Source organism: Pseudomonas sp. MF6751, from assembly GCF_016613265.1.
Classification (GTDB): domain Bacteria; phylum Pseudomonadota; class Gammaproteobacteria; order Pseudomonadales; family Pseudomonadaceae; genus Aquipseudomonas; species Aquipseudomonas fluorescens_BV.
Window position 1 is genome coordinate 53,659 of the sequence record NZ_JAENSV010000023.1, and the last position, 24,938, is coordinate 78,596.

Genomic DNA, 24,938 nt, shown 5'->3' on the forward strand with positions numbered 1-24,938 from the left:
CTCCACGGCCAAATAAATACCTGCTCCCGAAACGAAAAAAGCCTGCTGAACTCAACGCTCAGCAGGCTTTTTTGCGCATGCAGTTCGGTCAGGCAGGCTGCGCCACCAGGCTATTACTCACCTTGCGCCCCAACACCAGCACGGTCGCGAACCCGAACCCCACCAACACCGTAGCCAGGCTCAACAACACCGAACTGCCCATTTGGTCGACGATGCGCCCGCCAAAGAATGAACCCAGGGCGATGATCACCTGAAACAGCGCCACGAACAGCGGCATGCCTCGTTCCACATCCTTGGGTGCCACCACGAACATCCAGATGCTGGCGCAAGCCGGGAAAGCGCCAAAGGCAAAACCCCAGAGCGCGATCAGCACTACGGCGCCTGTCATACCGGTGGCGAAGTAGGGGAACAGTGCAGTGCTGGTACCGATCATCAGCGCGACCAGCAGCAGGGTGTTGCGTACGCTGCGGTTGGCGGCAAAGCCAGCGAATATATTGCCCAGCACTCCAGCCACGCCATACAGCAACAACAGCGAGCCAATCGTGGGGCCGTCGAAGCCGGAGCTGTGTTTGAAAAACGGTGCAACATAGGTATACGCCGCAAAGTGCGCCAGGCCGATCAGCAGCACGGCGATCAACCCGACCCGTGCTTGTGGGTTGATAAACAAAGCCGGCAGGTCACGGATCTGAATGGCTTTCTCAGGGGTGAGTCGCGGCAGCAGGAAGATTTGCGCCAACAGCACCGGAATGCCCACCAACGCCGTGACCAGGAAGGTCATCCGCCAGCCCATCAGGCCGCTGAGCCATGTACCTACCGGCACGCCCAACACGGTGGCCAGGGTCACGCCCATCATGATGATCGAGGTGGCCTTTGCTACGCCCACGCCCTTGGGCGCCAGCCGCCCGCTGAGGGCAATGGCGGTGGCCCAGAAGCCGCCGATGCTGATGCCGAGCAATACGCGGCCGAACAGTAGCAGGCTGAAATCGTTAGCGAAGGCCACCACCGAGTTGGCGATGATCATCACCAGTGTCAGGCCAATCAGCAGATAGCGACGGTCCATGGCGCCAATGCTGACCGACAGAAACGGCGCGGCGAGGGCAGCCATGATGCCGGGCAATGTCACCATCAAACCGGCGTGACCGGCACTGATGCCCAGATCGCTGGCGACGTCGTTGAGTACGCCCACCGGCAGGAATTCACTGGTCACCAGGGCAAAGGCACCCACGGCGACCGAAAGAATCGCCAACCACTGCTGTTTGACGCTTTGTTGATTATGTTCGGGAAGGCCGCTAGGGGCCTGGCTCGCGCTTGGCATGGGATTGGGTTCCGGGAGGAATGTCGCCTGAAGCCAGGCGAGGAGGGAATGTGGGGCGATTATAGGAATCAGTATCGGCAATCGTTCAGGCGCTCGTTTCGATAGTAATCATCAGTGCTATCGATGTGAGCAATCATTTTTCGGCCAACCGTTCCAGAAGGCACTCAATAAACACCCCCTCCGCCCGACTCAACTTCTGCTCCCGGTTCCACAGCAGATGAATATCCACATCCGCAATCCCCTCATCCGGCGGCAACCGCCACAGCAGCCCGCTCTTCACATCGTCCGCCACCACATGAGTGGGTAAGCAGCCCAAGCCAAACCCGGCAATGACCAATCGCCGCACTTCTTCCAGGCTGGAGGATGACGCCACGATCCGCCCACCGAACCCTTGCTGATCACGGAAAATAGTCAGCGGCGACAACATGCCGCCAATCTGGTCGCTGGTAAAACTCACGAAATTCTCCGATTGCAGATCCCCTTCGACCAACCCTGTGCGTCCGAACAATGGGTGGTGTTTTCCACAAAAGAACGCATAACGCTGACGCAGAAACAGATGCTGTTCCAGGCGCGGTTGTGGCCGGCGGTTGAGGCTGAGCCCCAGGGTCGCGGTTTTTTCCAGCAACGCGGCGACAATGTCGGAGCTGCGCATCACTTCGACTTCCAGATCGACCCGCGGATGTTCGCGATGAAAGCCTGCGAGAAAGTCATCGAAAGTGTCGGAATTAATCCGACTGATCATCAGCAGGCGCACTTTGCCGATCACTTCATCACCCGGCTTTTGCAGAGCGTTGCTCATCTGCGAGACTTGGCCGTACATCTCTCCGGCAATGGCGAAGATCTGCTCACCGGCTTCGGTGAGCACGAAGCGAGGGCCACGGCGCAGGATGAGCTGGCAATCCAGCTGTTCTTCCAGGCGCTTGAGCGCCTGGCTGATGGCCGGTTGCGTCAGATGCAGGCGGGCGGCGGCGCGGCTGATGCTCAGTTCCTGGCCGATCACGCGGAAGGTGCGCAGCAGGTTCCAGTCCAGGCGGTCATTGAGCAGAGGGTGAATATCGCGGCGGAATTCGGGCATGGCGGCGCTCGATAATAAGCAGTTCTTATAATCAAGATAATAAATAGAAAATTGACTAATCATAGCCCCTGGCCGAAAAATCGGGTTTAACGAGCGCCACCAGAGCGCACCGGTTTGACTTTCTCCTGCCAAAAAAATAAACAAAGGAGCCAGCCCCATGAAGCCTTCCGCTTCGCCGCAGCCTCGCCGTGCTGCGGCCGCCGCCTTTATCGGCACCATGATCGAGTGGTACGACTTTTACATCTATGCCACCGCTGCAGCGCTGGTGTTCGGTCAGCTGTTCTTCCCCTCCGATGATAAATTGTTCAGCACCATGGCCGCGTTCGGCACCTTCGCCGTGGGCTTTTTTGCGCGGCCGTTGGGCGGCATCGTGTTCGGCCATATCGGCGATCGCATTGGGCGCAAGAAGTCACTGGTAATTACCCTCGTGATGATGGGCGTGGTGACGGTGTGCATCGGCCTGTTGCCGACCTATGCCCAGATCGGCGCCGCCGCGCCAGTGCTGTTGATCCTGTTACGCGTGGTGCAGGGCATTGCAGTCGGCGGCGAATGGGGCGGGGCGGTGTTGATGGCTGGCGAGCACGCACCGAAAGGGCGGCGTAATTTCTTTGCATCCTTCGCGCAGTTGGGCAGCCCGGCCGGTTTGATTCTTTCCTTGCTGGCGTTCAGTGCCGTCACTCGTTTACCTGAAGAAGACCTGCTCAGTTGGGGCTGGCGCCTGCCGTTCCTGGCCAGTGCCTTGCTGTTGGTCGTCGGCTTGGCGATTCGCCTGGGTGTGAACGAGTCGCCGGAGTTCCTCGAAGACAAGGCCCAGGCGGAAAAAGCGCGGGCGATCAAGCAGGACCAAGCCCCCGTGCTGGAAGTGTTGAAGACCGCTTGGCGCCCACTGTTGTTGTGCATTGGCGCCAATACGTTGGGGATTGCCGGCGTGTATTTCACCAACACCTTCATGATTGCCTACAGCACTCAGCAACTTAACCTGCCGCGCTCGTTGATTCTGGAGTGCCTGTTCTTCGTCGCCATTATTCAGTTCTGCGTCCAGCCGCTGGCCGCCTGGGTGGCGGAGAAGGTCGGCGCTACGCGGTTTCTGTGCGCCATGTGCGTGCTGGCAATGGCCTCGCCGTACCCGATGTTCGTCCTGGTCAGCAGCGCTCAGGCACCGTTGATCATCCTCGGCATTGCCCTGGCGGTGGTGTGCATGGCGTCGTTCTATGCCGTGATCGCGGGTTATGTCAGCGGCCTGTTTGAAACCCGTGTGCGCTACACCGCGATTTCCCTGGCTTACCAAGTATGCGGCGCGCTGGCCGGCGGCCTGACACCGTTGATCGGCACCTGGCTGGCCCATCAATACCTGGGCCAATGGTGGCCGATGGCAGTGTTTTACAGCGTGATCGCGGCGGTTTCGTTGGTGTGCGTGCTGGCCTTGTCCCGCCGCCATGCCACGGCCCACCGCCTGGAAATGGCACACAGTTGAGGGAGTCAGCAATGTTGAAGATTAATGGCGAGCGCCTGTGGCGTAGCCTGATGGACATGGCCGAGATCGGCGCGACCGCACGCGGTGGCAGCTGCCGCCTGGCGTTGAGCGCCGAAGACAAGGCCGGTCGTGAGCTGTTCAGCCATTGGTGTAAAGCAGCCGGCCTGACGTTGAGCGTGGATGCTATCGGCAACCTGTTCGCCCGCCGCGCGGGTACCGACAATGACGCCGCCCCGGTGATGATGGGCAGCCACCTGGATACCCAGCCCGAAGGCGGACGCTTCGATGGGGTGTACGGCGTGTTGGCTGGCCTGGAGGTCATCCGCAGCCTCGACGACCAAGGCATCCAGACGCGCAAGCCGCTGGAAATTGCTGTGTGGACCAACGAGGAGGGCGCCCGTTTCACCCCGGCCATGCTGGGCTCGGCAGTGTTCACCGGCACGCTTGCCCTGGGCAAGGCACTGGCAACCGCTGATGTAGACGGTATCAGCGTTAACGAGGCGTTGCGCACCACCGGCTACAACGGTGAGCGCCCGTTGGGTGGCGCAGTGGATGCGTATTTCGAAGCGCATATCGAGCAAGGCCCGATTCTGGAAGACAACGCCAACAGCATCGGCGTAGTCACCGGTGGTCAAGCGATTCGCTGGCTCGATGTACGAGTCGAAGGCATGGCCGCGCATGCTGGCACCACGCCGATGCCGTTGCGTAAAGATGCGCTGTACGGCGCGGCGAAAATGATCCAGGCCCTGGAAAACCTCGCCGCCGATTTTGCCCCGCAGGGCCTCACCACTGTGGGTGAACTGAGCATCGCCAAGTCGTCGCGCAACACCATCCCCGGCTTGCTCAATTTTACCGTCGACCTGCGCCATCACCGCGACGCCGACATCGACGCCATGGAGCAGCAAGTGCGTGCACGCCTGCAGGCTATCGCGGACAACCGTGGCCTGAGCGTTACCATCACGCCTCACTGGATCAGCCCGGCCACGCCGTTCGACGCCGAGTGCGTGGCTTGCGTGCAGGCTGCGGTGGACGGCTTGGGCTACAGCCAACAGACCATCGTCAGCGGCGCCGGCCACGATGCGATTCACCTGGCGCGCTATTGCCCCACCGCGATGATCTTCATCCCCTGCGTCGGCGGCCTCAGCCACAACGAAGCCGAGGATGTCTTGCCCGACGATGTGCGCCAAGGCACCGATGTCTTGCTCAATGCCGTCTTGAAGCGCGCCGGGCGCGTTCATTTCTAAAGGCCGACGCCGTACCCCCTGTGGGAGCTGGCTTGCCTGCGATAGCGCACTGTCAGAGAACAATGTACTGCCTGATTCACCGCCATCGCAGGCAAGCCAGCTCCCACAGGTGCTGTGTTTATCCAGGAGCAACTCATGAAGACGTTTTTCCACCCCGAACAACTCCTGCATCACCCGCGTAGCTACTACTCCCGCGGCCAGATGCGCACGCCCCAGGAGGTTCCCGAGCGTGCGCGCAACCTGTTGCTGGCTGCGCAAACCCTGGGCTTCGATATCCAGCAACCGACCGATTACGGTATGGATCCGTTGTTCGCCGTGCACGGCGGCGACTACCTGGCTTTTCTTCAAGAAGCTCACCAGCGCTGGAAAGAAATCCCCGAAGACTGGGGCGACGAAGTCATGTCCAACATCTTCGTGCGTGAACCCAATGCCTTGCGCGGCATCCTGGCTCAGGCTGCACGCTACCTGGCCGATGGCAGTTGCCCCATCGGTGAATTGACCTGGCGCTCGGCTTATTGGTCAGCCCAAAGCGCCATCGCCGCAGCGGGAGACATCCTCGATGGCGCCCCTGCCGCCTACGCCTTGTGCCGGCCGCCGGGCCATCACGCCCGCTTCGACGCGGCCGGTGGCTTCTGTTACATCAACAATGCGGCCGTGGCTGCGCAAGCACTGCGCCAAGGTTTCCAGCGTGTCGCCGTGCTCGATACCGATATGCATCACGGCCAAGGCATCCAGGAAATTTTCTACGACCGCGACGACGTGCTGTATGTGTCGATCCACGGCGACCCGACCAATTTCTATCCTGGCGTGGCAGGCTTTGCCGACGAAAAAGGCAACGGCGCCGGCGAGGGGTACAACCTCAACCTGCCGATGCCCCATGGTGCCAGCGAAGCGGTGTTCTTCGAAAAACTGGAGCAGGCCCTGACAGCGGTGAAGCGCTTCTCGGCGGATGTGCTGGTGTTGTCACTGGGCTTCGATATCTATGAGCTGGACCCACAAAGCAAAGTCGCGGTGACGCGGGAGGGTTTTGCGCGGTTGGGAGCCCGCATCCGTGCGCTGGGGTTGCCCTGCGTGATCGTGCAGGAAGGCGGGTATCACTTGGAAACGTTGGACAGTAATGCCCAGGCGTTTTTCGGTGCACCAACGGCTTGGAACGCGCGCTCAGGCCCTTCATTAAAGGGTGTTTGAACGCTAAAGGCCTGCTGATCAGTTTTCAGCAGGCTTTTCAGCCCTTGTCGGGTGCTCGTTTTGATCTGCGTGCAACAACGCCGTGTAATCTTGCCCGCCGTAAAACACCCCCACTATTGATACCGTTTTGAAGTCAGGCTTCACCCTGAAAGCAATAATGGTGCTGCGACGATAGTGAGTGATGCGCAAGTCTTTCAACAGGTCATCACGGCGCATGCCACGCAAGGGAAACAGGGCAAGGCTTTCACAGTAGCTGACAAGATTGTCGATAAAACGCGCCGCTACAGGAGGGGAGCCGACATCGCTGATGTAGTCTTCGAGGGCATCGAGTTGCGCCAAGACCTCGGGCGAAAAAACTACCGAGTAGCTCACGCTTCCCCTGTGCCTTTGCGCTGACGTCTGGCGGCCATATGTTCGCGGACCTGTTCTGGCGATAGCCCAAGCTCAGGCTTCGCCTCAAGGGCGGTCGCTGCGGGGATGACTTCGGCTCTGAGCCAATCCTCCATGGCACGATCACGCGCCAGCAACGCCCGCAGGCCGTCGCGAATCACTTCACTTTCGCTGGCATATTCGCCAGCAGCCACCTTGGCTTTGACCAGGGCAGCCATTTCAAGGGGCAAGGTGATGCTCATTTGCTGGGTTGAGCGCATGGGGGTATCCGCCAGGTGTGAGTGGGATTCAATCCTACTCGACCATTGGCGCGATGCAAGAAGCAACTGATCGATGCCGATGCCCGGCGCCTCGTCGTCTATCCAGAAGGGGTAGGTTTCCATGAGTTGCTACGTCTCCAGTTGTGTAGGTCAGGCCGAAAGTATTGACCCGTTTTGGCGATCGCGTTGCCGTAGGTGGCTGATAACCTGCTGATATGTATGACTTCATATGTGTAACAGGATGATCTCGGCAAACCATCTCGGCACACATGGCGTCCCACCCGCTCCCATACGATAATGCTCGCCACCTCGACCACCTTTGGCCTGCCTCCCGTGATCATCAACTTCGACCTCAACGACCTCCAAGCTTTCCGCGCCGTGGTGGACAAGGGCAGTTTTCGTGGCGCTGCCGAGGCCATCCGTATCTCGCAACCGGCCCTCAGCCGGCGTATCGAAAAGCTCGAGTCCGCGCTGGATGTAAAGCTGTTCGAACGCACCACTCGGCGGGTCAGCCTGACCATGGTCGGGCGTGCATTTTTGCCCCAGGTCGAGCGCATGCTCGACGATCTCGACATCGCGCTGATGGGTATCAGCAACGTCGCCTCGACGCGCATGGGTAATGTCACCATCGCCTGCGTGCCGTCTACCGCGTACTACTTCATGCCCCACGTGATCTCCGAGTTCCACAAGCTGTATCCGAAGATTCGCCTGCGGGTGCTGGATGCCAGTGCCGGCGAGGTGTGCAATGCGGTAGCCAGTGGCGAGGCGGACTTTGGCGTGAGTTTCAGCGGCAGCCTGGCCGATGAGGTGGAATTCGAGTTGCTGCTGCAGGAGCGCTACGTGCTGGCCTGTCGGCGTGATCACCCTTTGGCTGGGCGTGACAGCGTGAGCTGGACCGAGGCCTATGAGCATGACTACATCGAGGTGGACAAGACGTCGGGCAACCGCTTCCTGCTCGACCAGGCCCTGCGTGGGGTGCGGGTGAAAAAGCCGAGTATCTGCGAGACGCACCACGTGACCACCATGATCGGGCTGGTGGAGGCGGGGTTGGGCGTAGCGATGGTGCCGTCTATTGCGATGCCGGCGCACACTCACCCGATTCTGGTCAGTGTGCCGCTGGTGGAGCCCCAGGTGCTGCGCAATGTAGGCTTGATCAAGCGCCGCGGGCGGACGTTGCCACCGGCGGCGCTGGAGTTGGAGCGACTGGTGCGGGAGATGCCGTTCCGGTCAGCGTGACACCGAGTCCAGGCCGGTGGATTGCACCTCCGGCTGGGCCTCGGGCGATGCCATGAACTGCAACAGCGCCTTGGCCTGCTCAGGGTGTTTGGCGTTCACTGGAATACCGGCGGCAAAGCGCGTCACCGACTGCACGTCTTCCGGGATCTTGCCTACGAACGTCACGCCCTTGACTGGCAACAATTCCGCCACTTGTTGCAAGCCGACCTCGTAATCGCCCTTGGCCACCTGCTCGCCCACCGGCACGCGTTCGATCATGGTGCCCTTGGCCGGCATGCCGAGTTTCTTGAACAATTCCTTCTCGACATACACCCCGCTGGCGCTATCCGAATAGGCCACCGACTTGGCTTGGCTCAACACAGCCTTGAGCTCGGCATCGGTATTGATCGAAGGTTTGGCCGCACCTTCCTTCACCACCAGGCCGATCCGCGAGTCCGCCAATTCCACGCGGGAGGCGGGGTCGACTTTGCCTTGTTTGATCAGTTCATCCAGGGCATAGCCGACCATGATCACCACGTCGGCCTGTTCACCACGGGCCAGGCGGTTGGGAATCGCTTCCGGCGCCTTGCCCATGGACGGGCCAAGGATGGTGTCGAGGGTGTCACCGCTTTGCTCGGCGTATTGCGGGCCGAGCAATTTATACGCGGCGGTGAAGCCGCCCGAGGTCATGACCTTGAGTTGTTCGGCCTGGGCTGATAGCGCCAGGGTGCCGAGGACGACAGCAGCGAGGGTCTTGAACAGCGGCTTCATTGCGCAGCCTCCTGCATGACTTGGCCACGGGTATTGGCGCGGCGATACAACGCCAGGGTCGAACACAATGCACACAGCGCGGCGAAGATCATCCAATACGCAGGTGAAGCCTTGTCTTCGGTGATGTGAATGAACCAGGTGGAGATCGCTGGCGTGAAGCCACCGAACACTGCTGTCGCCAGGCTGTAAGCCAGGGAAAAACCCGCCACGCGTACTTCCACCGGCATGATTTCGGTGAGCGCCGGGATCATCGCGCCGTTATACATGCCATACAGGAACGAGAACCACAGCAGGGTTTCCAGCATGTGCGCAAAGCTGGGGGCGTTGACCACGTAGGACAGCGCTGGATAAGCCGTAAGGACAGTCAGCACCGTCATGGCAATCAACACTGGTTTGCGGCCGAAGCGGTCGCTTAACGTGCCGCCGATCGGCAGCCATAAAAAGTTCGAGATCGCGACCAGCAAGGTCACCAGCAAGGCGTCCGAGGTGCTCAGGTGCAACACGGTTTTACCGAAAGTCGGTGCGTACACGGTGATCAGGTAGAACGCGGTGGTGGTCATGGCCACCATCAGCATGCCGCCGATGACCACGGTCCAGTTCTTCACCAGGGTCGCCATCACTTCACGCATGGTTGGGCGATGCTTGCGGTTGGCGAACTCTTCGGTTTCCTGCAGGTTGCGACGCAACACAAAGATAAACGGGATGATCACGCAACCGACGGCAAACGGAATCCGCCAGCCCCAATCGGCCACCACCGCAGGTTCCATCCACACGTTCAGGCCATAACCCAGGGCCGCGGCGACGACGATGGAGATCTGTTGGCTGCCCGACTGCCAACTGGTGTAGAAGCCTTTACGGCCCGGCGTGGCCATTTCGGACAGGTACACCGACACGCCACCCAGCTCTGCACCGGCCGAGAAACCTTGCAGCAGGCGCCCCAGCAGCACCAGAAACGGCGCCCACAGGCCGATGGTCTGATAACTCGGCACCAGTACGATCAGTAGCGTACCGCTGGCCATGATCGACAAGGTCACGATCAAGCCTTTGCGACGGCCCACGTCATCGATGTAGGCACCCAGAATAATCGCGCCCAATGGACGCATCAGGAAGCCAGCGCCGAACACGGCGAAGGTCATCATTAATGACGCAAACTCATTAGCGGCCGGGAAGAACGCGGCAGCGATATAGGTGGCGTAGAAACCGAACAGAAAGAAGTCGAACTGTTCGAGGAAATTGCCCGAAGTAACGCGCAATACCGCGCCTACTTTCGAGGGGGCAGCCGCAGGCCGGGAAGGGGTTGTCATGGTTTTGTGTCTCCAGCGTTCTTTTTAAAGTGCTTGTTTCGCTTAAGACTTGGGATAGTGGCTGACACATTTAGAAATGATAAGTGACTAATTTGGATGAATTGATGCGTATTGGCTATCAATCTATCCCGGCTTCAAAACAACCCGCCGTGTCCTATGCTTGAAGCTGTTTCCAATTCTTATGGACGGAGGCTGTTATGGGGAACGAACACAAGCAGCACAACGAGCCGGAGCGTGAAGAACCCCGGCGGCAGCACGAAGACGAAAAGCCGCAAACCTGGAAGCATCCGGACGATGGCACCGAGCTTTCCGAGCGTGACCAAGAGCGACCGCTCAAGCCTTGAGTCAGGTAAACGCGGTCTAATTGTGGGAGTGGGCTTGCTCGCGAAGGCGGTGGATCAGCCGACGACTCCGTTGACTGACACCGCCTTCGCGAGCAAGCCCACTCCCACATTTTTAAGCGCAGCGGCAACCTTCAAACGCAGATTTACCGTCCCCAACCCGTTTATTGAGCAGTACGCACATAGACGCAGCCCCGCAGCCTTCCTAAACTGCCGCTTGTCTTGGGGAAAGGGGCAGGCGCCGATGAATCGCAATGAATTACGCAAGGCCGACATCAATCTGATGGTGGTCTTTGAAGCACTGATGCTCGAGCGCAATGTGACGCGGGTGGCGGAGAAGCTGTTTCTCGGCCAACCGACCATCAGTTCGGCCCTCAACCGCCTGCGTACCCTGTTCAACGACCCACTGTTTATTCGTGTCGGCCATCGCATGGAGCCTACGGCGCGCGCCGAGGAGATCATCCAGCACCTGTCGCCGGCCCTGGACTCGCTGTCTTCGGCCCTGAGCCTGACCCATGATTTCGACCCGTCCATCAGCACCATGACTTTCCGCATCGGCCTGTCCGATGACGTTGAGTTCGGCCTGCTGCCACCCTTGCTACGAGCCTTGCGTCAGGAAGCGCCGCAGGTGGTGTTCGTGGTGCAGCATGTGGATTATTGGCGCATTCCCGACCTGCTGGCTTCTGGCGATATTACCGTCGGCATCACCCAGACCCGCGGCTTGCCGGCCAATGCCAAGCGCAAGCTGTTGCGGCACATCCGCCCGTGCCTGCTGCGCGCCGATGCCTCGGACACCCCGCTGACCCTTGACGAATATTGTGCGCGGCCCCACGTGCTGGTGTCCCACACCGCCAATGTGGCCGGGTTTGCCGATGAGTGGCTGGCAGAGGTGGGCCGCAAACGCCATGTAGTGCTCTCGGTGCCGCAATACAGTTCGTTGCCGGCCTTGCTTGCCGGCACCGACATGATCGCCAGCCTGCCGGATTACACCGCTCAGGCCATGGCCGCCAGCGGGAATCTGTTCTGCGAGCCGTTCCCGTTCGAAACCCCGACCCTGGATTTGTCCATGGTGTGGCTCAGCCACGTTGACACAGACCCGGCGGAACGCTGGATGCGCTCGCGGCTGGAGGCATTCATGAGTGATCGCGGGTTGGTAGCGAATAAAGCCTGAGGTTTATACCCGTGCTAGGGGCAGGAGGGGGCGCCTCAAGAACGGCTAATCCTGAACGTGCTCTTCTTGAACGGGGTTGCCAATCAGCGACGCACGCAAAATACGGATGCGTTGCTCGGAGTGATAGGCGCCTGCTTCTGTAAACCTGAGGAATGCTCGCGCGCAACACTTACAGCCCCAGATGCTTGAAATATTATAAGGAAAGAAATCAAAGCAGATAGGCGCGTCTTCAGACCAGAAATGGGTACCGTTCGGGTGGTATTCCTCAAGGCTGAGTTCTTGTGCCCTATCGGTCGAGATTTCGCCTAGGAAGCGCAACAGGCTGCTCGCCTCGAGTGTTTTGGGTAAGGTTTCCCATCCCTGCGACAAGCCCCGAATACAAGAGCAGGCAGTAGTCTCCAGCGAAGAGCGTTCGGCAATCTGCCTGATATTTTCTGGCGTGAGTATCATTTTTATGCAGTTCCAGGCGGTAATAGCTCAAATTCGATTCTTGCTTAAAACCAGTTTGTTCAAATAGCTTTCAACTTTGGGTAAAACAAACTGCAGTATCTTCGGCATGGTGTGAATAGGCAGTTGGCAGCATGCAAAATACAACGCCATTGTGGGCGATAAGCTGACACCAAGAGCAGACCATAATAGCCCAACATTTCTATTGCCACCGTTGAGTGCCATGGTGAACTTGGCGATCAATGACCCGGGATATAAACAGCCCATGAGAAGCTGCAGGCAGACGTTGATGCAGTAAGCGATGGCGATCATTGAGATGGCCAACGAAGGGGTCTCCAGAATTACCTGCTGCATGCCCGCCATCGTGCCTACTGCAAAGAGGAAAAGCGCGATGACGACAATACCGTCAATAGCCAGGCCGTGCGTGGCGACGAAGGTGTGCGAAAAACGACGTATCAAAATAGCAGCACCTTCGGCGCCTCCTATCAACACGGCCAGTCTGATCGCCAGATCAACGGGGTTCAAGGAGAGTGAAAGGCCATCAGCGAATAGGTGGAGTATCAGCGGAGCGGTGACAGGGATAATTGCCATTGAGCAGAGCGCAGTCACCAGTGACATGGAAGGGTCAAGCCCGAGCATTCTCGCGACGGCTGCATTTCCGCTGGCGGGCGGGGCGGCAACAGCGATGGCTATCGCAAGGGAAAGTTCTTGATTGCCGGTGAGGTAAAGCGAAAGCATTCCAAAAATATAAGGGCAAGCCACCACCATCAGGGCTGGAAATATCAGGGATATTTTCAAGTTTCTGGCTGCCGTGATGACTTCAGCGTTGTTAATACGCAGGAGAGTGCCCAGAACAAATATGAAAACCATGACGGGGAGCAATGGCCTCGCCAAGTCTGCAAGATAGGGAATCGCCAATCCAATTGCGCAACCGCATGCGAGTACGGTAGGCCCTCTGCGCGTAATTTCGGGCAGAATTCTATGCATATGAGTGCTCTCGAGGCGACGTCCCTTTCGGGACGCTGCTATTAGGTACGCAGAGTTATTTCAGGTGTGACAGATGGCGGTGGCGAGTTCCTGGATTGCCTCACGACCAGGCGCCCATCGATCAGAATCGAGGTAATACTTGGAAGGTCACCACTGCTGAAACTTCCAAGTACGCTGGGTTGCGCTCCTCCCAAAGGCCCACAGGCGATCAGAATGTCGGCTTCTCTTCCGACGCCCAGAATCCCGCGATTCAACTTTCTCACCTTGGCGGTGTTACCCGTTGCGAAACAGACGGCCTTTTCCGGTGGAACGTCGCCGAAACTACTGAGCAAGGCAATTGCCCTGAGCATGCCAAGCGCGGGAACCCCACATCCGGCAGGAGAATCCGTGCCAATGACGATACGATCCAGTTGGTTCATTTCTCGTGCGTAATTCAGGGTGGTAACCGCCGCGAACTCGTTGCCGTTATGTACGATTTCCAAGGCACCCAGACAGCCTTCACACAGGCATCTGATTTGGCTGGGTGCCAGTGCGGTATAGCCGCCATTGATATGCCCGATGATATCGGGCGCAATTTCAAGGATCTCTTCTGCACCCATGCTCTGGGAGGTAGAAATTGAAGGACCGCCCGTGTGGGTAATGGAGGTCATGCCGTGTTTGCGAGCCATCTTGACCAATTCAGCTGCACGACTGACTGACTTGACCGGGCCTATCCCGACCTCTCCCAGTTGGTTGATGCCTTGAGCAACCATTGCGGCGAAATCCTCATCCGAAAATTCATCGTTGAGCAGTGGCGCGCCGGCTTCCATTTTTATTCCGCTAGGGCGCGCATTGGAGAAAGAGCGCTGCGCTGCGATTGCCATGGCGATAGTACCGACCCTGTCGGTCGGTAGCCCCGGAACGTGCACTTCCCCGGCAGAGATCATGGTCGTCACGCCGCCCTGCAAGGAGTGCCAGATCCAATTGTGGTTGCCAGAGCGCGGGCTGTACTCACCCAGGGTCGGGTGAGTGTGGTTGTCGATCAAACCTGGCATGACCGTGCTCTGCTTGGCGTCAATCAGCAGGTCTGCGTGTGAAAAATCCACATCTGCTGCCTGACCAACGTAGGTGATCATTCCATCAACACTGACGAGGGTATCTGCTGTAATGAGTGGAGACGCGAGATCACCCGTGAGGAAAGTGCCTATATTATGAATAATTGATGTATATGGCTTATGGTTCGACATTTAATTTATCTCTTTATATCATCGAGTAACGGGTTCGAAGATCCGCGCGCCACACTTGTTGAATGAACGGAAGTTCCACAAGTTGTTCGTGATGAACAAACGCTGGATCCAACGATACGCATGCCCCTCTGGATCGAAACTGGGGGTGAACTTGTCACGCGAATGGAGCATGAAACGATTGTTGATGTACACCAACTTGCCAGGTTGAATGTCCAGCGGCCGCGCTACGCTTTTAAGCGCGTTGTAAAACCTCAACAGGGTATTTTGTGCTTCGTGATCGGCGGCAATTACCATGTCCGGGTAAAACGCAGCAGTGACTCTAGGGTGAGTCAGCGGGCCGCTCAGAATTGGGTACACATGAGTTTCTTTCGCGCCTGCGGCACTGTTCCTCCAGCGGTAGGGCTGACGAATGATGAAATGTTTGCCATATAGGATTTCAATATCGGCCTGTTCCAGAACCTGAAGGGCTTCCCTCGCATCGGCCACCCAGGTTTTCGGGCCCACCCCGGCAGGGTCACCGCGAACGCCGAGAAGCAGAAGAGCCAGCGGCGAGGTGTCTCCACGGGAGTCATAAGCCTGAAAGGCATTTTCGGTGTGCAGGTCCAACTCCAGGTCCGAACCGTTGCCGGTATACTCGCCTACGGCCTCCGGATGCGGTACCAAGTCATTGACCAGTTTTGGCCCCTCATGCTTGATGGAGTAGGGCTCCGCTATCAAACTGCCCAGGGCAACCAGCACATTTTCAGAAAGATAACCACTTTTGAAGTTCAAGCTATTAGCGTCGCCTTGCGGGCTGCCAAATGTGTCATCAATCGGAAGGTTCTCAAATACACAATAAGAAGCATCGTCATCTTTAAGTGATTCAAGCTTTTTTAGAAGTCGCGCGGGAAACTTTTGATAAGCGGTCATGCGAATGAGGTGGATGTAGTCTCGCCCGCCCGTTGGCTCGTAACAAATGTCTATGAGCGCGTCCCGAATACTCTCTTTTTCAACAGCCGTCAGCCAGAAGCTGTTGGCGTCTGCACATGAATCGTCCACACGCACTCCTTTATAGATCTGATTGATTTGTCATGAGTTGAGTTATAAGTAAGTTACGACTTTCAAGCGCTGAGGTGGGGGGCTCCGTATCCACGACCTGACAGTGTCCATGCTTTGATAAGGCCCGACCTGAGTGAGTGACTCAACCTAAGAGCTTATCTGTATACGCACCGGTGAAGTGATGGGTGTTAAATTGGCCATCAGCATCATAGGGCTGTCCTTCATCGGTGCTGATGATTCTTGATAACCGCCCACGATGATAGGCAGTCAAGAAGTTGAAGAATGGCGTGCTTTCTTCTCTTGTGTCAGATACTCCGTAAAGCCGCAACTGTTTGATTATTGCAGCTTCCAGTTGCGGCAACATATACCAAGGGCACGTTGGAAAGCAGTGGTGGGCCGCGTGGTAACCAAAATTCAAAATAATCAGATTGAGGAAGGTAAACTTTCTTGCCACTGGTACGGAGAAGGTATTTTGGATTTCGTAGTGTTTTCCATGGGTTAGCTTTTCTCCCGCCGTATACACTTGCTGGAAAGAATGCTGGAAACAGTCGACGAATCGTACGATGTGTATCCTAAGGAAGGAGGAGGCTTGCCATACCACCACAAGTATCAGGGAGAATCGGGCAAACGTAGCGAAGGCTACAACGTAAATGCACAGGCTTCCAATACCCCTTGCAACTTCGCGCCTGCTGCCACTGAATATCACGGAGTAAACATTGGTAAGCTTGATCACATAGTAGAAGGCGGGAAGATATATTTTTTCTGCAACAATGATTGCACTGAATAGCCTCGGGTGAGCGACAGCAAAGTGACCGCTATCGAACCCACCAATATCAATTTTTTCCGCATGATGGCGAACATGATCTTTTCTATAGGCTTCAAATGAAAAGAAAGAGAGACCGTTAAGGAAAGACAGCAACTCTCCGATGACAGAATTGACTTTCTTCGACTTGAAAACAGAGTTGTGCGCGCAATCGTGGCTCAGGTACCAGGACCAGATTTTGGCAAGGGCAATCAAGATAATCGCACCGAGTACCGCAACGATCTGTTGAGTATACGCCAGGAATATGCCCCCTACAGTGAAGGATGCTATTGCACTTAGTACCATCACCGATGGCAACATTCTTCGCTCTTTAGCTATTGAAATAAGCAGGGTTTTCACGTTGGCGTCTTTGATGGCGCGCAGATAATTATCAGCATACAGTAAAGACATCTCATCACCTTCAAGAGCAAAATCACTGAAACGCTTATTGAGCTGGTTTGGGGGCTAGCATTGAACAACCGATCATGCCTGGACAGGTGTAATCATTTCCGTGCGCATGTGGAACTAGCGGCGGGGCTTGAATATGTGTGCATACACAATGCCAGAGATGTATCGCAGGTGTACGGCTGGCTAGGGTTCTTTTGCTGTTGCATCTGGCACCAGTGAAGGTGGTACTAGCGAGACCGTAGCGTGCGTATCCGCGTCCACGGGTTGTTCGCTGCTACTGGATTTGTAGCCGATCAGTATCACGCCGACGATGCACAATAAAACACCGGCAATATTTAAATAAGAGAGTCCTTCTTTAAGCAGAAATACCCCGATGAAGCCGAGCGCAATATTGATAATGGCGCCGGTAACGATATTGCCCGTACTGAGGTCCCATCCACTGCGATACATCATCAAAAAGCCGATTTCCATCATCAAGATGCAAAACGCGATGCCTCCCTGAAGCCAGGTCATTTGCTTCAAACCCGCGAGTAACGTTCCACTGCCCAAAAAAAACGGCAACATCAAGGTGGACAGGATAACGATCGCCACATAAATACTGACAATTGAAACCAAGGGGTTGATCGTAGACGGTATTTTCTTCATGAGCATGTGATAGCCCACGGTGCCCAGTATCGCTACGATCGCTGATAGATAGAATGTGTATTCTTTACCTAGCACGTTCAATACTCCTACTAGTTGGGTTCAAGTTCACGAAATGTGGTGGTTTCCAAGAACCTCTGGTCCATGTACTCACCCGCGATGATCGCTCCGTATTTCGCGGGACTGCCGTCTGCGCAACAGCTGGGCAGGCACTCCACTTTGGCGGTGTAGTCTGGGTCCATAAAGAACGCCGCCGAATGGCGTAATTTGCCGGAGGTATTTATCACTCGATGCAGCGTTGCCTTGTAACGGTCATTCGTCCAGCGAGACATTAGATCCCCGACATTGACGACAAAGGCATTTGGGATGGGTTTGACTTTGATCCAGGTGCCGTTGGCACTCTGTACCTCCAACCCCCCGGTGGCACTTTCCGAGATCATGGTGATCCAGCCGAAGTCTGTATGCTCTCCAGCACCCATCGGCGCTCCCTGCGTATATTGGGTGGAGGGATAACGCAGGACTCTCAATTGGGCCATCGGCTTCTTGAATTTATCATCGAAGTAATCGATCGGCATATTGAGCGCAAGGGCAAACACGTTTAGCAGTTTTTTTCCGAACGCAAGCATTTGCGAGTGATATTCCGTCATCGCAAGCTTGAAGTCGGGTAATTCCTCTGGCCATACATTGGGGCCGTAAAAAGGTATTTTGGCTTTTACGAACTCGTCGTCAAGCGACAAGTCCGCCGCCATGTCAAAACCCTCTTTGACATCGCCCAATATGCCATCCGACTTATCAGCGCCTTCGCTAAAGTAGCCACGCATATAGGGGGATTTATGAATTTCGATTTTTTCCTTGGCCTGAACAGGCAGGTCAAAAAACGATTCTATCTGAGAGAAGACAGTTGAAATAAGCGTGTTATCTACACCGTGATTGACGACGGTGAAAAATCCGACCTCCCTGCACGCGTTGTCGATCTCCTTTACTAGATATGGTGATATCTCTGCTCCCTGCGTCAAACTACCGACGTCAATGATAGGTATGTTCTTTTCCATGAATGCACCATTTGCTCTAAAAAAGGCGCAACGAGACCTACTCCATGAACGCTGAAGTGCACTCAGGGATAGACCGTATATAGGCCAGTGTCATTAGTTAGACTAAAGAATTCCGTCAATCCGCAAGCGCTGTCAGTAGGGACTCGACATTCTCGATCGACGCGCCTCCTGATACCCGCTAGGTGGCGTAGCCTAGAATTCACTTCTATGAAAGCGAAGGCAAATCAGATAAAGTAAGCCTGGCTTAGTTTTTTTACCATGGAAGGGGGATTGATTAATGTTCGCAAAATTGCCGTTGACAGCCATTCGTGCATTTGAATCTGCCGCAAGACTCGGTGGGTTTAAAGCAGCCTCCGCAGAGTTGTTTGTTACCCCAGCGGCAGTATCACAACAAATAAAAACACTTGAAAACTTACTGGGCAGTATGCTTTTTGTGCGCACTCCCCACGGTGTTCAACTCACAGCGAACGGTGAGAGGCTATATTCAAAAGTGCATCTTTCGTTTCTGGATATAAGCGGTAGTATGTCTTCGCTCAAGCCACCCGCCGACTCCAACACACTCCGAGTTTCTACCACGCCAGCATTTGCGTCTTTATGGTTGATTCCCCGGCTGGCGAAATTTTATAGTGAACATCCAGACATTCATGTCAGTGTTGAAACCAGTAATGAAGTGGTGGATTTGTTTCGTGACTCATCTGTTGATTTAGCTATTCGTTGTGGGTTTCGCGATTTTCCAGACTTGTACAGCCACGCGCTTATGCGCGAACAGTTTGGTGTTTTCTCTCATGCCCACTGGAGGCAAGAGGAAGTTGAAACGTCGTTGAAACTTATAAATATACGTTGGGCTACGTCATCGCCCGCTTCAATTAGTTGGGCGTCCTGGTGCACGGCTGCGAATCATGAAAGTTGGCTATCAAACGCGGTCTATCGTGAATACAACGATGAGCATTTTGCGCTCCAGGCCGCTATTGCCGGGCATGGCTTGACGCTGGCGAGCACGGTCTTGGCGGCAGACTATGTTGCGAATGGATTGCTGATTCCTTACAGACCCGACATCAAGATTCCGGGCGCGCAGTTTTCAGCTGTGTGCGTGCCGGGGCGTGAGCGTTCAGGTGCCGTAAAGAAGTTTCTGGCATGGATGGTCAAAGTAATAGCAGACTGCCATATCGATTGCCCGGTCGCTCGGGATGTTGCATCGCAGGCTGTCACTAAGCGCCGAACGTCACTGGCTATCTGATCAGGGGGTGGAGAGCTTGATCAGGCGTGTTCCTATAACAAACCCTGATCCGCACACACCTTCACCACTTGTTCCCGAAACCAGGTATTGGCGCTGTCCTGCCCACTGGTTTCGTTCCACTGCATATCCAGGGTGAACCCCGGCAAACCGTTAGGTGCTTCGCAAACACCGAATGCCGGCGCCGGTGCCAGTAACTTTTGCACGCGGCGGGGCAAGGTGACGATGAAGTCAGTGCCGGCAATCATCTTCAATGCCGCGCTGTAGCTGTTGGCCCGTGCAATCACCTGACGCTTGCGGGCCTGGCGCGCAAGCCAGCCATCGATCATGTTGGTGTCGGAGGTCCACGGCGTAGGGAATACGTGGCGCCGCTCAACGAAGGATTGCAGGCTGAACGCCTGTTCCCTGGGCGCTGAGCGTTGGTCGCACACGCAGACCAAGTCGTCCTCCAACAGCATCTGGGTCTTGAAGTCTTTGTGAGCGCGGTGAAAGTGCGGGCCGAAGCAGATCACCAGGTCCAGGCGACCTTCACGCAGGTCGTCGGCGGGGATGTCGGTTTCCAGCTTCTGCACATTGACGATTACCGGCAGGTCGGCATGGTCGAAGCGCTTCAGCAGGCGCGGCAGGATCAACTGTTCGAAATATTCCGGCGCGCACACATTGAAGGTCACGGCCTGTTGGGTCGGATCAAAAGCCTGGCCACCGGCATGGCACAGGTTGATGCTTTCCAGAATCTTGTGCACGTGCTCGTACATGGTGGTGGCCTTGTACGTAGGACGCATGCCTGCGCGGGTGTTGATAAACAGCTCATCTTCAAAGCTGGTGCGCAGCTTCTTCAGGCTATAGCTCACGGTGGACTGGCTGACGAACAGCGTTTCAGACACCTCGGTAACGCTGCTCTGGTCGTAGACGGCGATAAACACCATCAAATCCTGCATATCGAGCTTTCTGAGCAAGTTACTGTTTAGCATCGGTTTCGTCCGTAAACCCTTTGTACCGAACTCAGTACAAGACTGAGCAAAATGTTAACGGAACGCTCGTACCAATAGAAAGCTCTGTAGGACCCTTCAATGTTTTGTGTGGGACAAAAAATGTTTGTAATACGACGTCAGCGGATATGGCGTGCGTAATGCGCCGGGTCGAAACGCATGACGATCAGCAGCATTAGCCCGCTCACTGCCATCAATGACCACCAGGCCCATTCGAAGCTGCCCAATTGGTCGCGGATCATGCCGGCGATGAGCGGCGACAGGCCGGCGATCAGATAACCGATGCCCTGCACAAAGGCGGTAAGGCCACCGGCGCGGCGCGGGTTGTCGAGGTGGTCCAGGGACAGGATCAGGCTCATCGGAAACAGGCCGCCAATCCCCAGGCCGAGCAGGCAGGGCCACAACAGGCTCCAGTGTTGCGGGCTGAGAATGAGCCCGCAGAAACCCAGGATGATCAGCACCAGCAACACCGCCACCACGCCACGCTTATCCTGGTGGCGGTTGGCGATGGCCGGGGTGACCAGGCCGGAGATCACTTCCATGGCGGTCAAGAATCCCAGCAGCAAGCCGGCATTCTGTTCACTCCAACCCTGCTCGACATAGTAGGGTGCCAGCCACGCCAGCACACAGGTGTAGGACGCGGTGCCGAGGCCAAAAAAGATCGCCAGCAACCAGGCGCGGCGATTGCTGGAAAAAGCCTCCTGAGGGCCCGAACCGGCTTGAGGCAACGGCGGCAGAGCCGCACGCTGCGCATACCAGAACACCAGGGCCAGCAACGCCAGCAGTGCCCAGATAGCCAGGCCGATACGCCAACTGCTGGTCCGGGCTTGCACCAACGGCGAGAACGAAGCAGCCAGGGCCGCGCCGCCCATGATCGCGGTGACATACAGGCCCATGAATAACGAGACATTGGCGCTGAACCGCGACTTGATCAGCGCCGGCATCAATGCCTGAATCAGCGCAATGCCGACTCCCGCCGCGATGGCACTCACGATCAGTTCCAGTGCCGAATCCAGGAACAACCGCGACAAGGTCGCCAGCCCAATCACCAGCAGCGACAGCACAATGCTGCGATGCTCGCCCACGCGCTTGGCCAGGCCCATGCCAAAGAACATCGCCAGGCCCATGGCCATGACCGGCAACATGGTCAGTAAGGCGGCGCTGCTGAAACTTAGCGGCACATCCGCACGAATCGACGCCAGCAAGGGCCCCACGGCCGCCATCGAGGGGCGCAAGTTGAGAGCGACGAGCACCACGCTGATCATCAGCCATAGTGCGGAGGTGGATTTTGCCTGAACGTTTTCCATGGGCCTGCCTTGAATGAACAAGGGCGAATCAGGCCATGGAGCGTGCAGCGGGGCAAATCAGAAAGTCGCAGGGGCTATTGAAAAAATGCGGATGCCGAGTGGTGAGGTAAGCGCGCATGGGGTGTTGGCTGGCAGGCCGGGATCACAGACTCGGCAACTCCCACCGCCCCTGGTCGATTTCAAGCAGCGTCGGCCCCTGGCGATCTGCAGCAGCATGCAATGCGGTGCGAAGATGTTCGATGCCGCGGATGCTTTCTGCCGCGCAACCCAAGGCCTTGGCCACGCCGATAAAGTCCGGCGTGTAGATGTCCACACCCACCGGCTCGATGTCACGGTTGACCATGTATTTCTTGATCTCTTCATAACCCTGGTTATTCCACAGCAGCACGATCACCGGTGTACGCGCTTCCACCGCGCTGGCCAGCTCCGGCAGGGTAAATTGCAGGCCGCCGTCGCCGATCAGGCACACCACCGGTTGGCCATCGCCGCGCCCGAGCCAGGCACCAATGGCCGCAGGCAGGGCATAACCCAGGGTGCCGTAACCGGTGGAGGAATTGAACCAGCGGCGTGGGTGGTCGAGGTTCAGGGTCAGGTTGCCGCTGTACACCGGTTGAGTGGAGTCGCCCACGAACACCACGCCGGGCAACTCCTCCAGAACCGCGTTGAGAAACCGGGTTTGCGCACGCGTCGCAGCGTCCCAGGCAGGCTCCAGCTCGGCCCACAAACGGGCGACGCGTGCTGCACCCCAGTCGGCAGTGCGCGGCGCCAGCGGCTGGCGGTTGAGTGCGGTAAGCAGGGCCTGGGCGGCAATGCGCGCGTCGGCCACCAGTGCCACTTGGGGCGGGTAGTTGCGCACGGTCTGGTCCGGGTCAATATCGATGCGCAACAGCGCACCGGGAATGTTGAAACCACCGGCGAAGGTGACGTCGTAGTCGGTCTCTGCCAACTCGGTGCCGATGGCCAATACCACGTCGGCTTCAGCCACCAAGGCACGGGTGGCGGGCAGTGTTTGCGTGGAGCCGACCAGCAGCGGGTGCGCGGCGGGCAACAGGCCCTTGGCGTTAATGGTCAGGGCCACGGGCGCGCCGAGGGCTTCTGCGAGGCGGGTCAGTTCGGTGGCGGCGTCAATGGCGCCGCCACCGGCCAGGATCAGCGGGCGCTTGGCCGCAGCCAGCCTCTGGCTCATCTGCTGCACGGCCGCCGGTGCCGCGCCAGCGCGGGCGACGCTGACAGGCGTGCTGCCCAGCAACGCGTCGGCATTTTCCACCAACACATCCAGGGGGATCTCGATATGAACCGGGCGCGGCCGACCGGCCTGGAACAACGCAAACGCCCGCGCCAGCACGCCCGGCAGTTCCGCCGCCGACATCAAGGTGTGGGAGAACGCCGCCACCCCGGCCACCAGCGCGCTCTGGTTCGGCAGCTCATGCAACTTGCCGCGCCCGCCGCCCAGTTGGCTGCGTGACTGCACGCTGGATATCACCAGCATCGGGATCGAGTCGGCATAAGCCTGGCCCATGGCCGTGGTGATATTGGTCATGCCGGGGCCGGTGATGATAAAGCACACGCCGGGCTTGCCAGAGGTGCGCGCATAACCGTCGGCCATGAAGCCGGCACCCTGTTCGTGGCGCGGGGTCACATGCCGAATACTGGAGCGCGCCAAGCCCCTGTACAGCTCCACGGTGTGTACGCCGGGAATGCCGAACACGTGGTCCACGCCGTAGCGTTCCAGGAGGTGCACCAATACTTCGCCGCAGGTCGCCATACAGGTCGCTCTTGTGATGGATTCGAAGCGCTATTGGAGCGGTTGGCCGGTGGCGGCAACAATCGATAAAAAGTCATACTCGCCATGTCCTCCCGTCATGGCTGCGCCCCGATGAAACGCCTCCCACCGTTACCTGCGTTGCACACCTTCTGGGTCACGGCCCAGTGCTGCAACTTCACCCGTGCCGCCGAACACCTGCACATCACCCAGGGCGCGGTGAGCCGGCAGGTGGCCGGGTTGGAAAGCCAGTTGGGCTATGCCTTGTTTCAGCGCCAGGCGCGGGGCTTGAGCCTGACGGAGGAGGGGCGCGAATGGCTGGCATGCGCGCAACAGGTGTTTGGCTTGCTCGCTGACGCGGTGGAGCACATCGGTGACCGGCGCCGCACCTTGCAGCTCAAAGCGTCCACCTGCGTGATGCGCTGGTTGTTGCCGCGCTTGCTGCAATGGCAAAAAGAACGCCCGGATGTGCCGGTGGAGCTCACCACGACGGTGGCCTATAACGTCGACTTTCGTCGTGAGACGTTTGACGCGGCGGTGATCTATGGGCCCATCGCCGGGCAGTCGGCCGAGGCGCGGCATCTGTTCGACGAGCGTCTCACGCCGGTCTGCGTGCCTGGGTTGCTGGGCAGTTTGCGTACGCCGCAGGATTTGCAGCATCAGGTACTGTTGCACCCGACCCGAGACGAGCGCGACTGGGCGTTGTGGCTCAAGGCTGCCAATGCCTGCTTGAGCGATCCCATCCAACGGCATCACTTCGAAACCTTGGACTTGGCAATGACCGTGGCGTCCCAGGGCTCCGGGGTGGCGATGGGCGACAGTGCGCTGATTGGCGAGGATCTGAAGGCGGGGCGGTTGGCGACGCCGTTTGAACTGCGGGTGTCGACGGGGATGGGGTATTTCCTGGTGTATCCGCCGGGGAAGGAACCGTCGGTTGGGTTGGTCGCGCTGATGGATTGGTTGGTGAGTGAGGCCAGTGCGGGATGACAGCCAACGCCTATCTGCCTGACTCGCCGCGATCCAAATGTGGGAGCTGGCTTGCCTGCGATGACGCCCTGAAAGCCAACACCTATCTACCTGACACCCCAACGATCCCACTGTGGGAGCTGGCTTGCCTGCGATGACGCCCTGAAAGCCAACACCTATCTACTAGACACCCCACGATCCAACTGTGGGAGATTCTATGGTTGAGGGGCAACCCTCAACCAACTTTTGGTTGATATTCGCTTTGCCCTTTCAGCAGAGCGAACACCACCCGAGCAAGCTTGCGGGCCAGTATTACCAACGCCTGTGTGG

24 protein-coding genes are annotated in these 24,938 nt (G+C 57.5%); 8 read left to right on the plus strand and 16 right to left on the minus strand.

Features of this window, described 5'->3' with window-relative positions; all coding sequences use genetic code 11:
- Positions 1–88 precede the first annotated feature (88 nt).
- Together JJD66_RS18595 and JJD66_RS18600 are read right to left on the minus strand one after the other, a co-directional pair.
- Positions 89–1,315, minus strand: coding sequence for an MFS transporter (locus JJD66_RS18595; RefSeq protein WP_105226135.1), 1,227 nt, complete (start codon positions 1,313–1,315; stop codon positions 89–91).
- A 133-nt stretch (positions 1,316–1,448) separates the two neighbouring features.
- Positions 1,449–2,390, minus strand: a complete 942-nt coding sequence (locus JJD66_RS18600; RefSeq protein ID WP_200648726.1) for a LysR family transcriptional regulator — start codon at positions 2,388–2,390, stop codon at positions 1,449–1,451.
- Positions 2,391–2,547: 157 nt separating this feature from the next.
- Between JJD66_RS18600 and JJD66_RS18605 the strand changes: the two genes are divergently transcribed.
- The 3 genes from JJD66_RS18605 (at position 2,548) to JJD66_RS18615 (ending at position 6,296) form a co-directional block, all read left to right on the plus strand.
- Entirely contained in the window at positions 2,548–3,864 is a 1,317-nt protein-coding gene (locus JJD66_RS18605; protein ID WP_105226137.1) for an MFS transporter, read from the plus strand.
- A gap of 11 nt (positions 3,865–3,875) precedes the next feature.
- Positions 3,876–5,108, plus strand: a complete 1,233-nt coding sequence (locus JJD66_RS18610; RefSeq protein ID WP_200648727.1) for a Zn-dependent hydrolase — start codon at positions 3,876–3,878, stop codon at positions 5,106–5,108.
- A gap of 135 nt (positions 5,109–5,243) precedes the next feature.
- Positions 5,244–6,296, plus strand: a complete 1,053-nt coding sequence (locus JJD66_RS18615) for a histone deacetylase family protein (RefSeq protein WP_200648728.1) — start codon at positions 5,244–5,246, stop codon at positions 6,294–6,296.
- 18 nt (positions 6,297–6,314) lie between these two features.
- Here the strand turns inward: JJD66_RS18615 and JJD66_RS18620 are convergent, their stop codons facing one another.
- Both JJD66_RS18620 and JJD66_RS18625 read right to left on the minus strand, forming a co-directional pair.
- Positions 6,315–6,668, minus strand: coding sequence for a type II toxin-antitoxin system RelE/ParE family toxin (locus tag JJD66_RS18620; protein WP_034126594.1), 354 nt, complete (start codon positions 6,666–6,668; stop codon positions 6,315–6,317).
- Positions 6,665–7,069 (minus strand): ribbon-helix-helix domain-containing protein, encoded by a 405-nt coding sequence (locus tag JJD66_RS18625; RefSeq protein WP_200648729.1) that lies wholly within the window; start codon positions 7,067–7,069, stop codon positions 6,665–6,667. The genes JJD66_RS18620 and JJD66_RS18625 overlap by 4 nt, the downstream gene beginning before the upstream one ends.
- 210 nt (positions 7,070–7,279) lie before the next feature.
- On the opposite strand from JJD66_RS18625, the gene JJD66_RS18630 reads away from it, so the two are divergent.
- A complete protein-coding gene (locus JJD66_RS18630; protein WP_034127031.1) occupies positions 7,280–8,182 on the plus strand; it encodes a LysR family transcriptional regulator in 903 nt (300 codons plus the stop codon).
- On the opposite strand, the gene JJD66_RS18635 is transcribed toward JJD66_RS18630, so the two are convergent.
- A complete protein-coding gene (locus JJD66_RS18635) occupies positions 8,174–8,932 on the minus strand; it encodes a substrate-binding domain-containing protein (RefSeq protein WP_200648730.1) in 759 nt (252 codons plus the stop codon). The genes JJD66_RS18630 and JJD66_RS18635 overlap by 9 nt on opposite strands.
- On the minus strand, positions 8,929–10,236 hold the full coding sequence (locus JJD66_RS18640; RefSeq protein WP_200648731.1) for an MFS transporter: 1,308 nt from the start codon (positions 10,234–10,236) through the stop codon (positions 8,929–8,931). Before JJD66_RS18640 ends, JJD66_RS18635 begins: the two co-directional genes overlap by 4 nt.
- A gap of 197 nt (positions 10,237–10,433) precedes the next feature.
- On the opposite strand from JJD66_RS18640, the gene JJD66_RS18645 reads away from it, so the two are divergent.
- Both JJD66_RS18645 and JJD66_RS18650 read left to right on the plus strand, forming a co-directional pair.
- Positions 10,434–10,580, plus strand: coding sequence for a hypothetical protein (locus tag JJD66_RS18645; protein WP_200648732.1), 147 nt, complete (start codon positions 10,434–10,436; stop codon positions 10,578–10,580).
- Positions 10,581–10,821: 241 nt separating this feature from the next.
- On the plus strand, positions 10,822–11,748 hold the full coding sequence (locus tag JJD66_RS18650) for a LysR substrate-binding domain-containing protein (RefSeq protein WP_003189553.1): 927 nt from the start codon (positions 10,822–10,824) through the stop codon (positions 11,746–11,748).
- Between the two features lie 45 nt (positions 11,749–11,793).
- On the opposite strand, the gene JJD66_RS18655 is transcribed toward JJD66_RS18650, so the two are convergent.
- The 7 genes from JJD66_RS18655 to JJD66_RS18685 all read right to left on the minus strand — a co-directional run bounded on the left by JJD66_RS18655 (position 11,794) and on the right by JJD66_RS18685 (position 18,350).
- Positions 11,794–12,198: a hypothetical protein gene (locus tag JJD66_RS18655; protein ID WP_198862744.1), complete on the minus strand. Its 405-nt coding sequence runs from the start codon at positions 12,196–12,198 to the stop codon at positions 11,794–11,796.
- A 27-nt stretch (positions 12,199–12,225) separates the two neighbouring features.
- Entirely contained in the window at positions 12,226–13,182 is a 957-nt protein-coding gene (locus tag JJD66_RS18660; protein ID WP_034126598.1) for a hypothetical protein, read from the minus strand.
- A 41-nt stretch (positions 13,183–13,223) separates the two neighbouring features.
- The gene (locus JJD66_RS18665; RefSeq protein ID WP_089041235.1) at positions 13,224–14,408 is read right to left on the minus strand and encodes an amidohydrolase family protein; all 1,185 of its coding nucleotides are present in this window, start codon (positions 14,406–14,408) and stop codon (positions 13,224–13,226) included.
- A gap of 18 nt (positions 14,409–14,426) precedes the next feature.
- Positions 14,427–15,446: a TauD/TfdA family dioxygenase gene (locus tag JJD66_RS18670; RefSeq protein ID WP_034126600.1), complete on the minus strand. Its 1,020-nt coding sequence runs from the start codon at positions 15,444–15,446 to the stop codon at positions 14,427–14,429.
- A 142-nt stretch (positions 15,447–15,588) separates the two neighbouring features.
- Positions 15,589–16,659, minus strand: coding sequence for a fatty acid desaturase family protein (locus tag JJD66_RS18675; RefSeq protein ID WP_200648733.1), 1,071 nt, complete (start codon positions 16,657–16,659; stop codon positions 15,589–15,591).
- A 180-nt stretch (positions 16,660–16,839) separates the two neighbouring features.
- Positions 16,840–17,376, minus strand: a complete 537-nt coding sequence (locus JJD66_RS18680) for a hypothetical protein (protein ID WP_052199952.1) — start codon at positions 17,374–17,376, stop codon at positions 16,840–16,842.
- 14 nt (positions 17,377–17,390) lie between these two features.
- On the minus strand, positions 17,391–18,350 hold the full coding sequence (locus JJD66_RS18685; RefSeq protein ID WP_200648734.1) for an isopenicillin N synthase family dioxygenase: 960 nt from the start codon (positions 18,348–18,350) through the stop codon (positions 17,391–17,393).
- Positions 18,351–18,627: 277 nt separating this feature from the next.
- Between JJD66_RS18685 and JJD66_RS18690 the strand changes: the two genes are divergently transcribed.
- Entirely contained in the window at positions 18,628–19,587 is a 960-nt protein-coding gene (locus JJD66_RS18690) for a LysR substrate-binding domain-containing protein (RefSeq protein WP_200648735.1), read from the plus strand.
- Between the two features lie 32 nt (positions 19,588–19,619).
- On the opposite strand, the gene JJD66_RS18695 is transcribed toward JJD66_RS18690, so the two are convergent.
- The 3 genes from JJD66_RS18695 to JJD66_RS18705 all read right to left on the minus strand — a co-directional run bounded on the left by JJD66_RS18695 (position 19,620) and on the right by JJD66_RS18705 (position 23,645).
- On the minus strand, positions 19,620–20,555 hold the full coding sequence (locus JJD66_RS18695; protein WP_034126603.1) for a LysR family transcriptional regulator: 936 nt from the start codon (positions 20,553–20,555) through the stop codon (positions 19,620–19,622).
- Between the two features lie 137 nt (positions 20,556–20,692).
- Complete coding sequence (locus JJD66_RS18700) at positions 20,693–21,880, minus strand: cyanate transporter (protein WP_200648736.1); 1,188 nt, start codon at positions 21,878–21,880, stop codon at positions 20,693–20,695.
- 142 nt (positions 21,881–22,022) lie between these two features.
- Positions 22,023–23,645 carry a 5-guanidino-2-oxopentanoate decarboxylase gene (locus tag JJD66_RS18705; protein WP_200648737.1) on the minus strand — a complete coding sequence of 541 codons (1,623 nt, stop codon included), beginning with the start codon at positions 23,643–23,645 and terminating at the stop codon, positions 22,023–22,025.
- Between the two features lie 111 nt (positions 23,646–23,756).
- Between JJD66_RS18705 and JJD66_RS18710 the strand changes: the two genes are divergently transcribed.
- Entirely contained in the window at positions 23,757–24,629 is an 873-nt protein-coding gene (locus tag JJD66_RS18710) for a LysR substrate-binding domain-containing protein (RefSeq protein WP_200648738.1), read from the plus strand.
- Positions 24,630–24,938: the final 309 nt, after the last annotated feature.

Coding starts and splice junctions, on each gene's coding strand:
- JJD66_RS18595 (WP_105226135.1), bottom strand. CDS start 1,315: ATGCCAAGCGCGAGCCAGGCCCCTAGCGGCCTTCCCGAACATAATCAA.
- JJD66_RS18600 (WP_200648726.1), bottom strand. CDS start 2,390: ATGCCCGAATTCCGCCGCGATATTCACCCTCTGCTCAATGACCGCCTG.
- JJD66_RS18605 (WP_105226137.1), top strand. CDS start 2,548: ATGAAGCCTTCCGCTTCGCCGCAGCCTCGCCGTGCTGCGGCCGCCGCC.
- JJD66_RS18610 (WP_200648727.1), top strand. CDS start 3,876: ATGTTGAAGATTAATGGCGAGCGCCTGTGGCGTAGCCTGATGGACATG.
- JJD66_RS18615 (WP_200648728.1), top strand. CDS start 5,244: ATGAAGACGTTTTTCCACCCCGAACAACTCCTGCATCACCCGCGTAGC.
- JJD66_RS18625 (WP_200648729.1), bottom strand. CDS start 7,069: ATGGAAACCTACCCCTTCTGGATAGACGACGAGGCGCCGGGCATCGGC.
- JJD66_RS18635 (WP_200648730.1), bottom strand. CDS start 8,932: ATGAAGCCGCTGTTCAAGACCCTCGCTGCTGTCGTCCTCGGCACCCTG.
- JJD66_RS18640 (WP_200648731.1), bottom strand. CDS start 10,236: ATGACAACCCCTTCCCGGCCTGCGGCTGCCCCCTCGAAAGTAGGCGCG.
- JJD66_RS18645 (WP_200648732.1), top strand. CDS start 10,434: ATGGGGAACGAACACAAGCAGCACAACGAGCCGGAGCGTGAAGAACCC.
- JJD66_RS18650 (WP_003189553.1), top strand. CDS start 10,822: ATGAATCGCAATGAATTACGCAAGGCCGACATCAATCTGATGGTGGTC.
- JJD66_RS18655 (WP_198862744.1), bottom strand. CDS start 12,198: ATGATACTCACGCCAGAAAATATCAGGCAGATTGCCGAACGCTCTTCG.
- JJD66_RS18660 (WP_034126598.1), bottom strand. CDS start 13,182: ATGCATAGAATTCTGCCCGAAATTACGCGCAGAGGGCCTACCGTACTC.
- JJD66_RS18665 (WP_089041235.1), bottom strand. CDS start 14,408: ATGTCGAACCATAAGCCATATACATCAATTATTCATAATATAGGCACT.
- JJD66_RS18675 (WP_200648733.1), bottom strand. CDS start 16,659: ATGTCTTTACTGTATGCTGATAATTATCTGCGCGCCATCAAAGACGCC.
- JJD66_RS18685 (WP_200648734.1), bottom strand. CDS start 18,350: ATGGAAAAGAACATACCTATCATTGACGTCGGTAGTTTGACGCAGGGA.
- JJD66_RS18690 (WP_200648735.1), top strand. CDS start 18,628: ATGTTCGCAAAATTGCCGTTGACAGCCATTCGTGCATTTGAATCTGCC.
- JJD66_RS18695 (WP_034126603.1), bottom strand. CDS start 20,555: ATGCTAAACAGTAACTTGCTCAGAAAGCTCGATATGCAGGATTTGATG.
- JJD66_RS18700 (WP_200648736.1), bottom strand. CDS start 21,880: ATGGAAAACGTTCAGGCAAAATCCACCTCCGCACTATGGCTGATGATC.
- JJD66_RS18705 (WP_200648737.1), bottom strand. CDS start 23,645: ATGGCGACCTGCGGCGAAGTATTGGTGCACCTCCTGGAACGCTACGGC.
- JJD66_RS18710 (WP_200648738.1), top strand. CDS start 23,757: ATGAAACGCCTCCCACCGTTACCTGCGTTGCACACCTTCTGGGTCACG.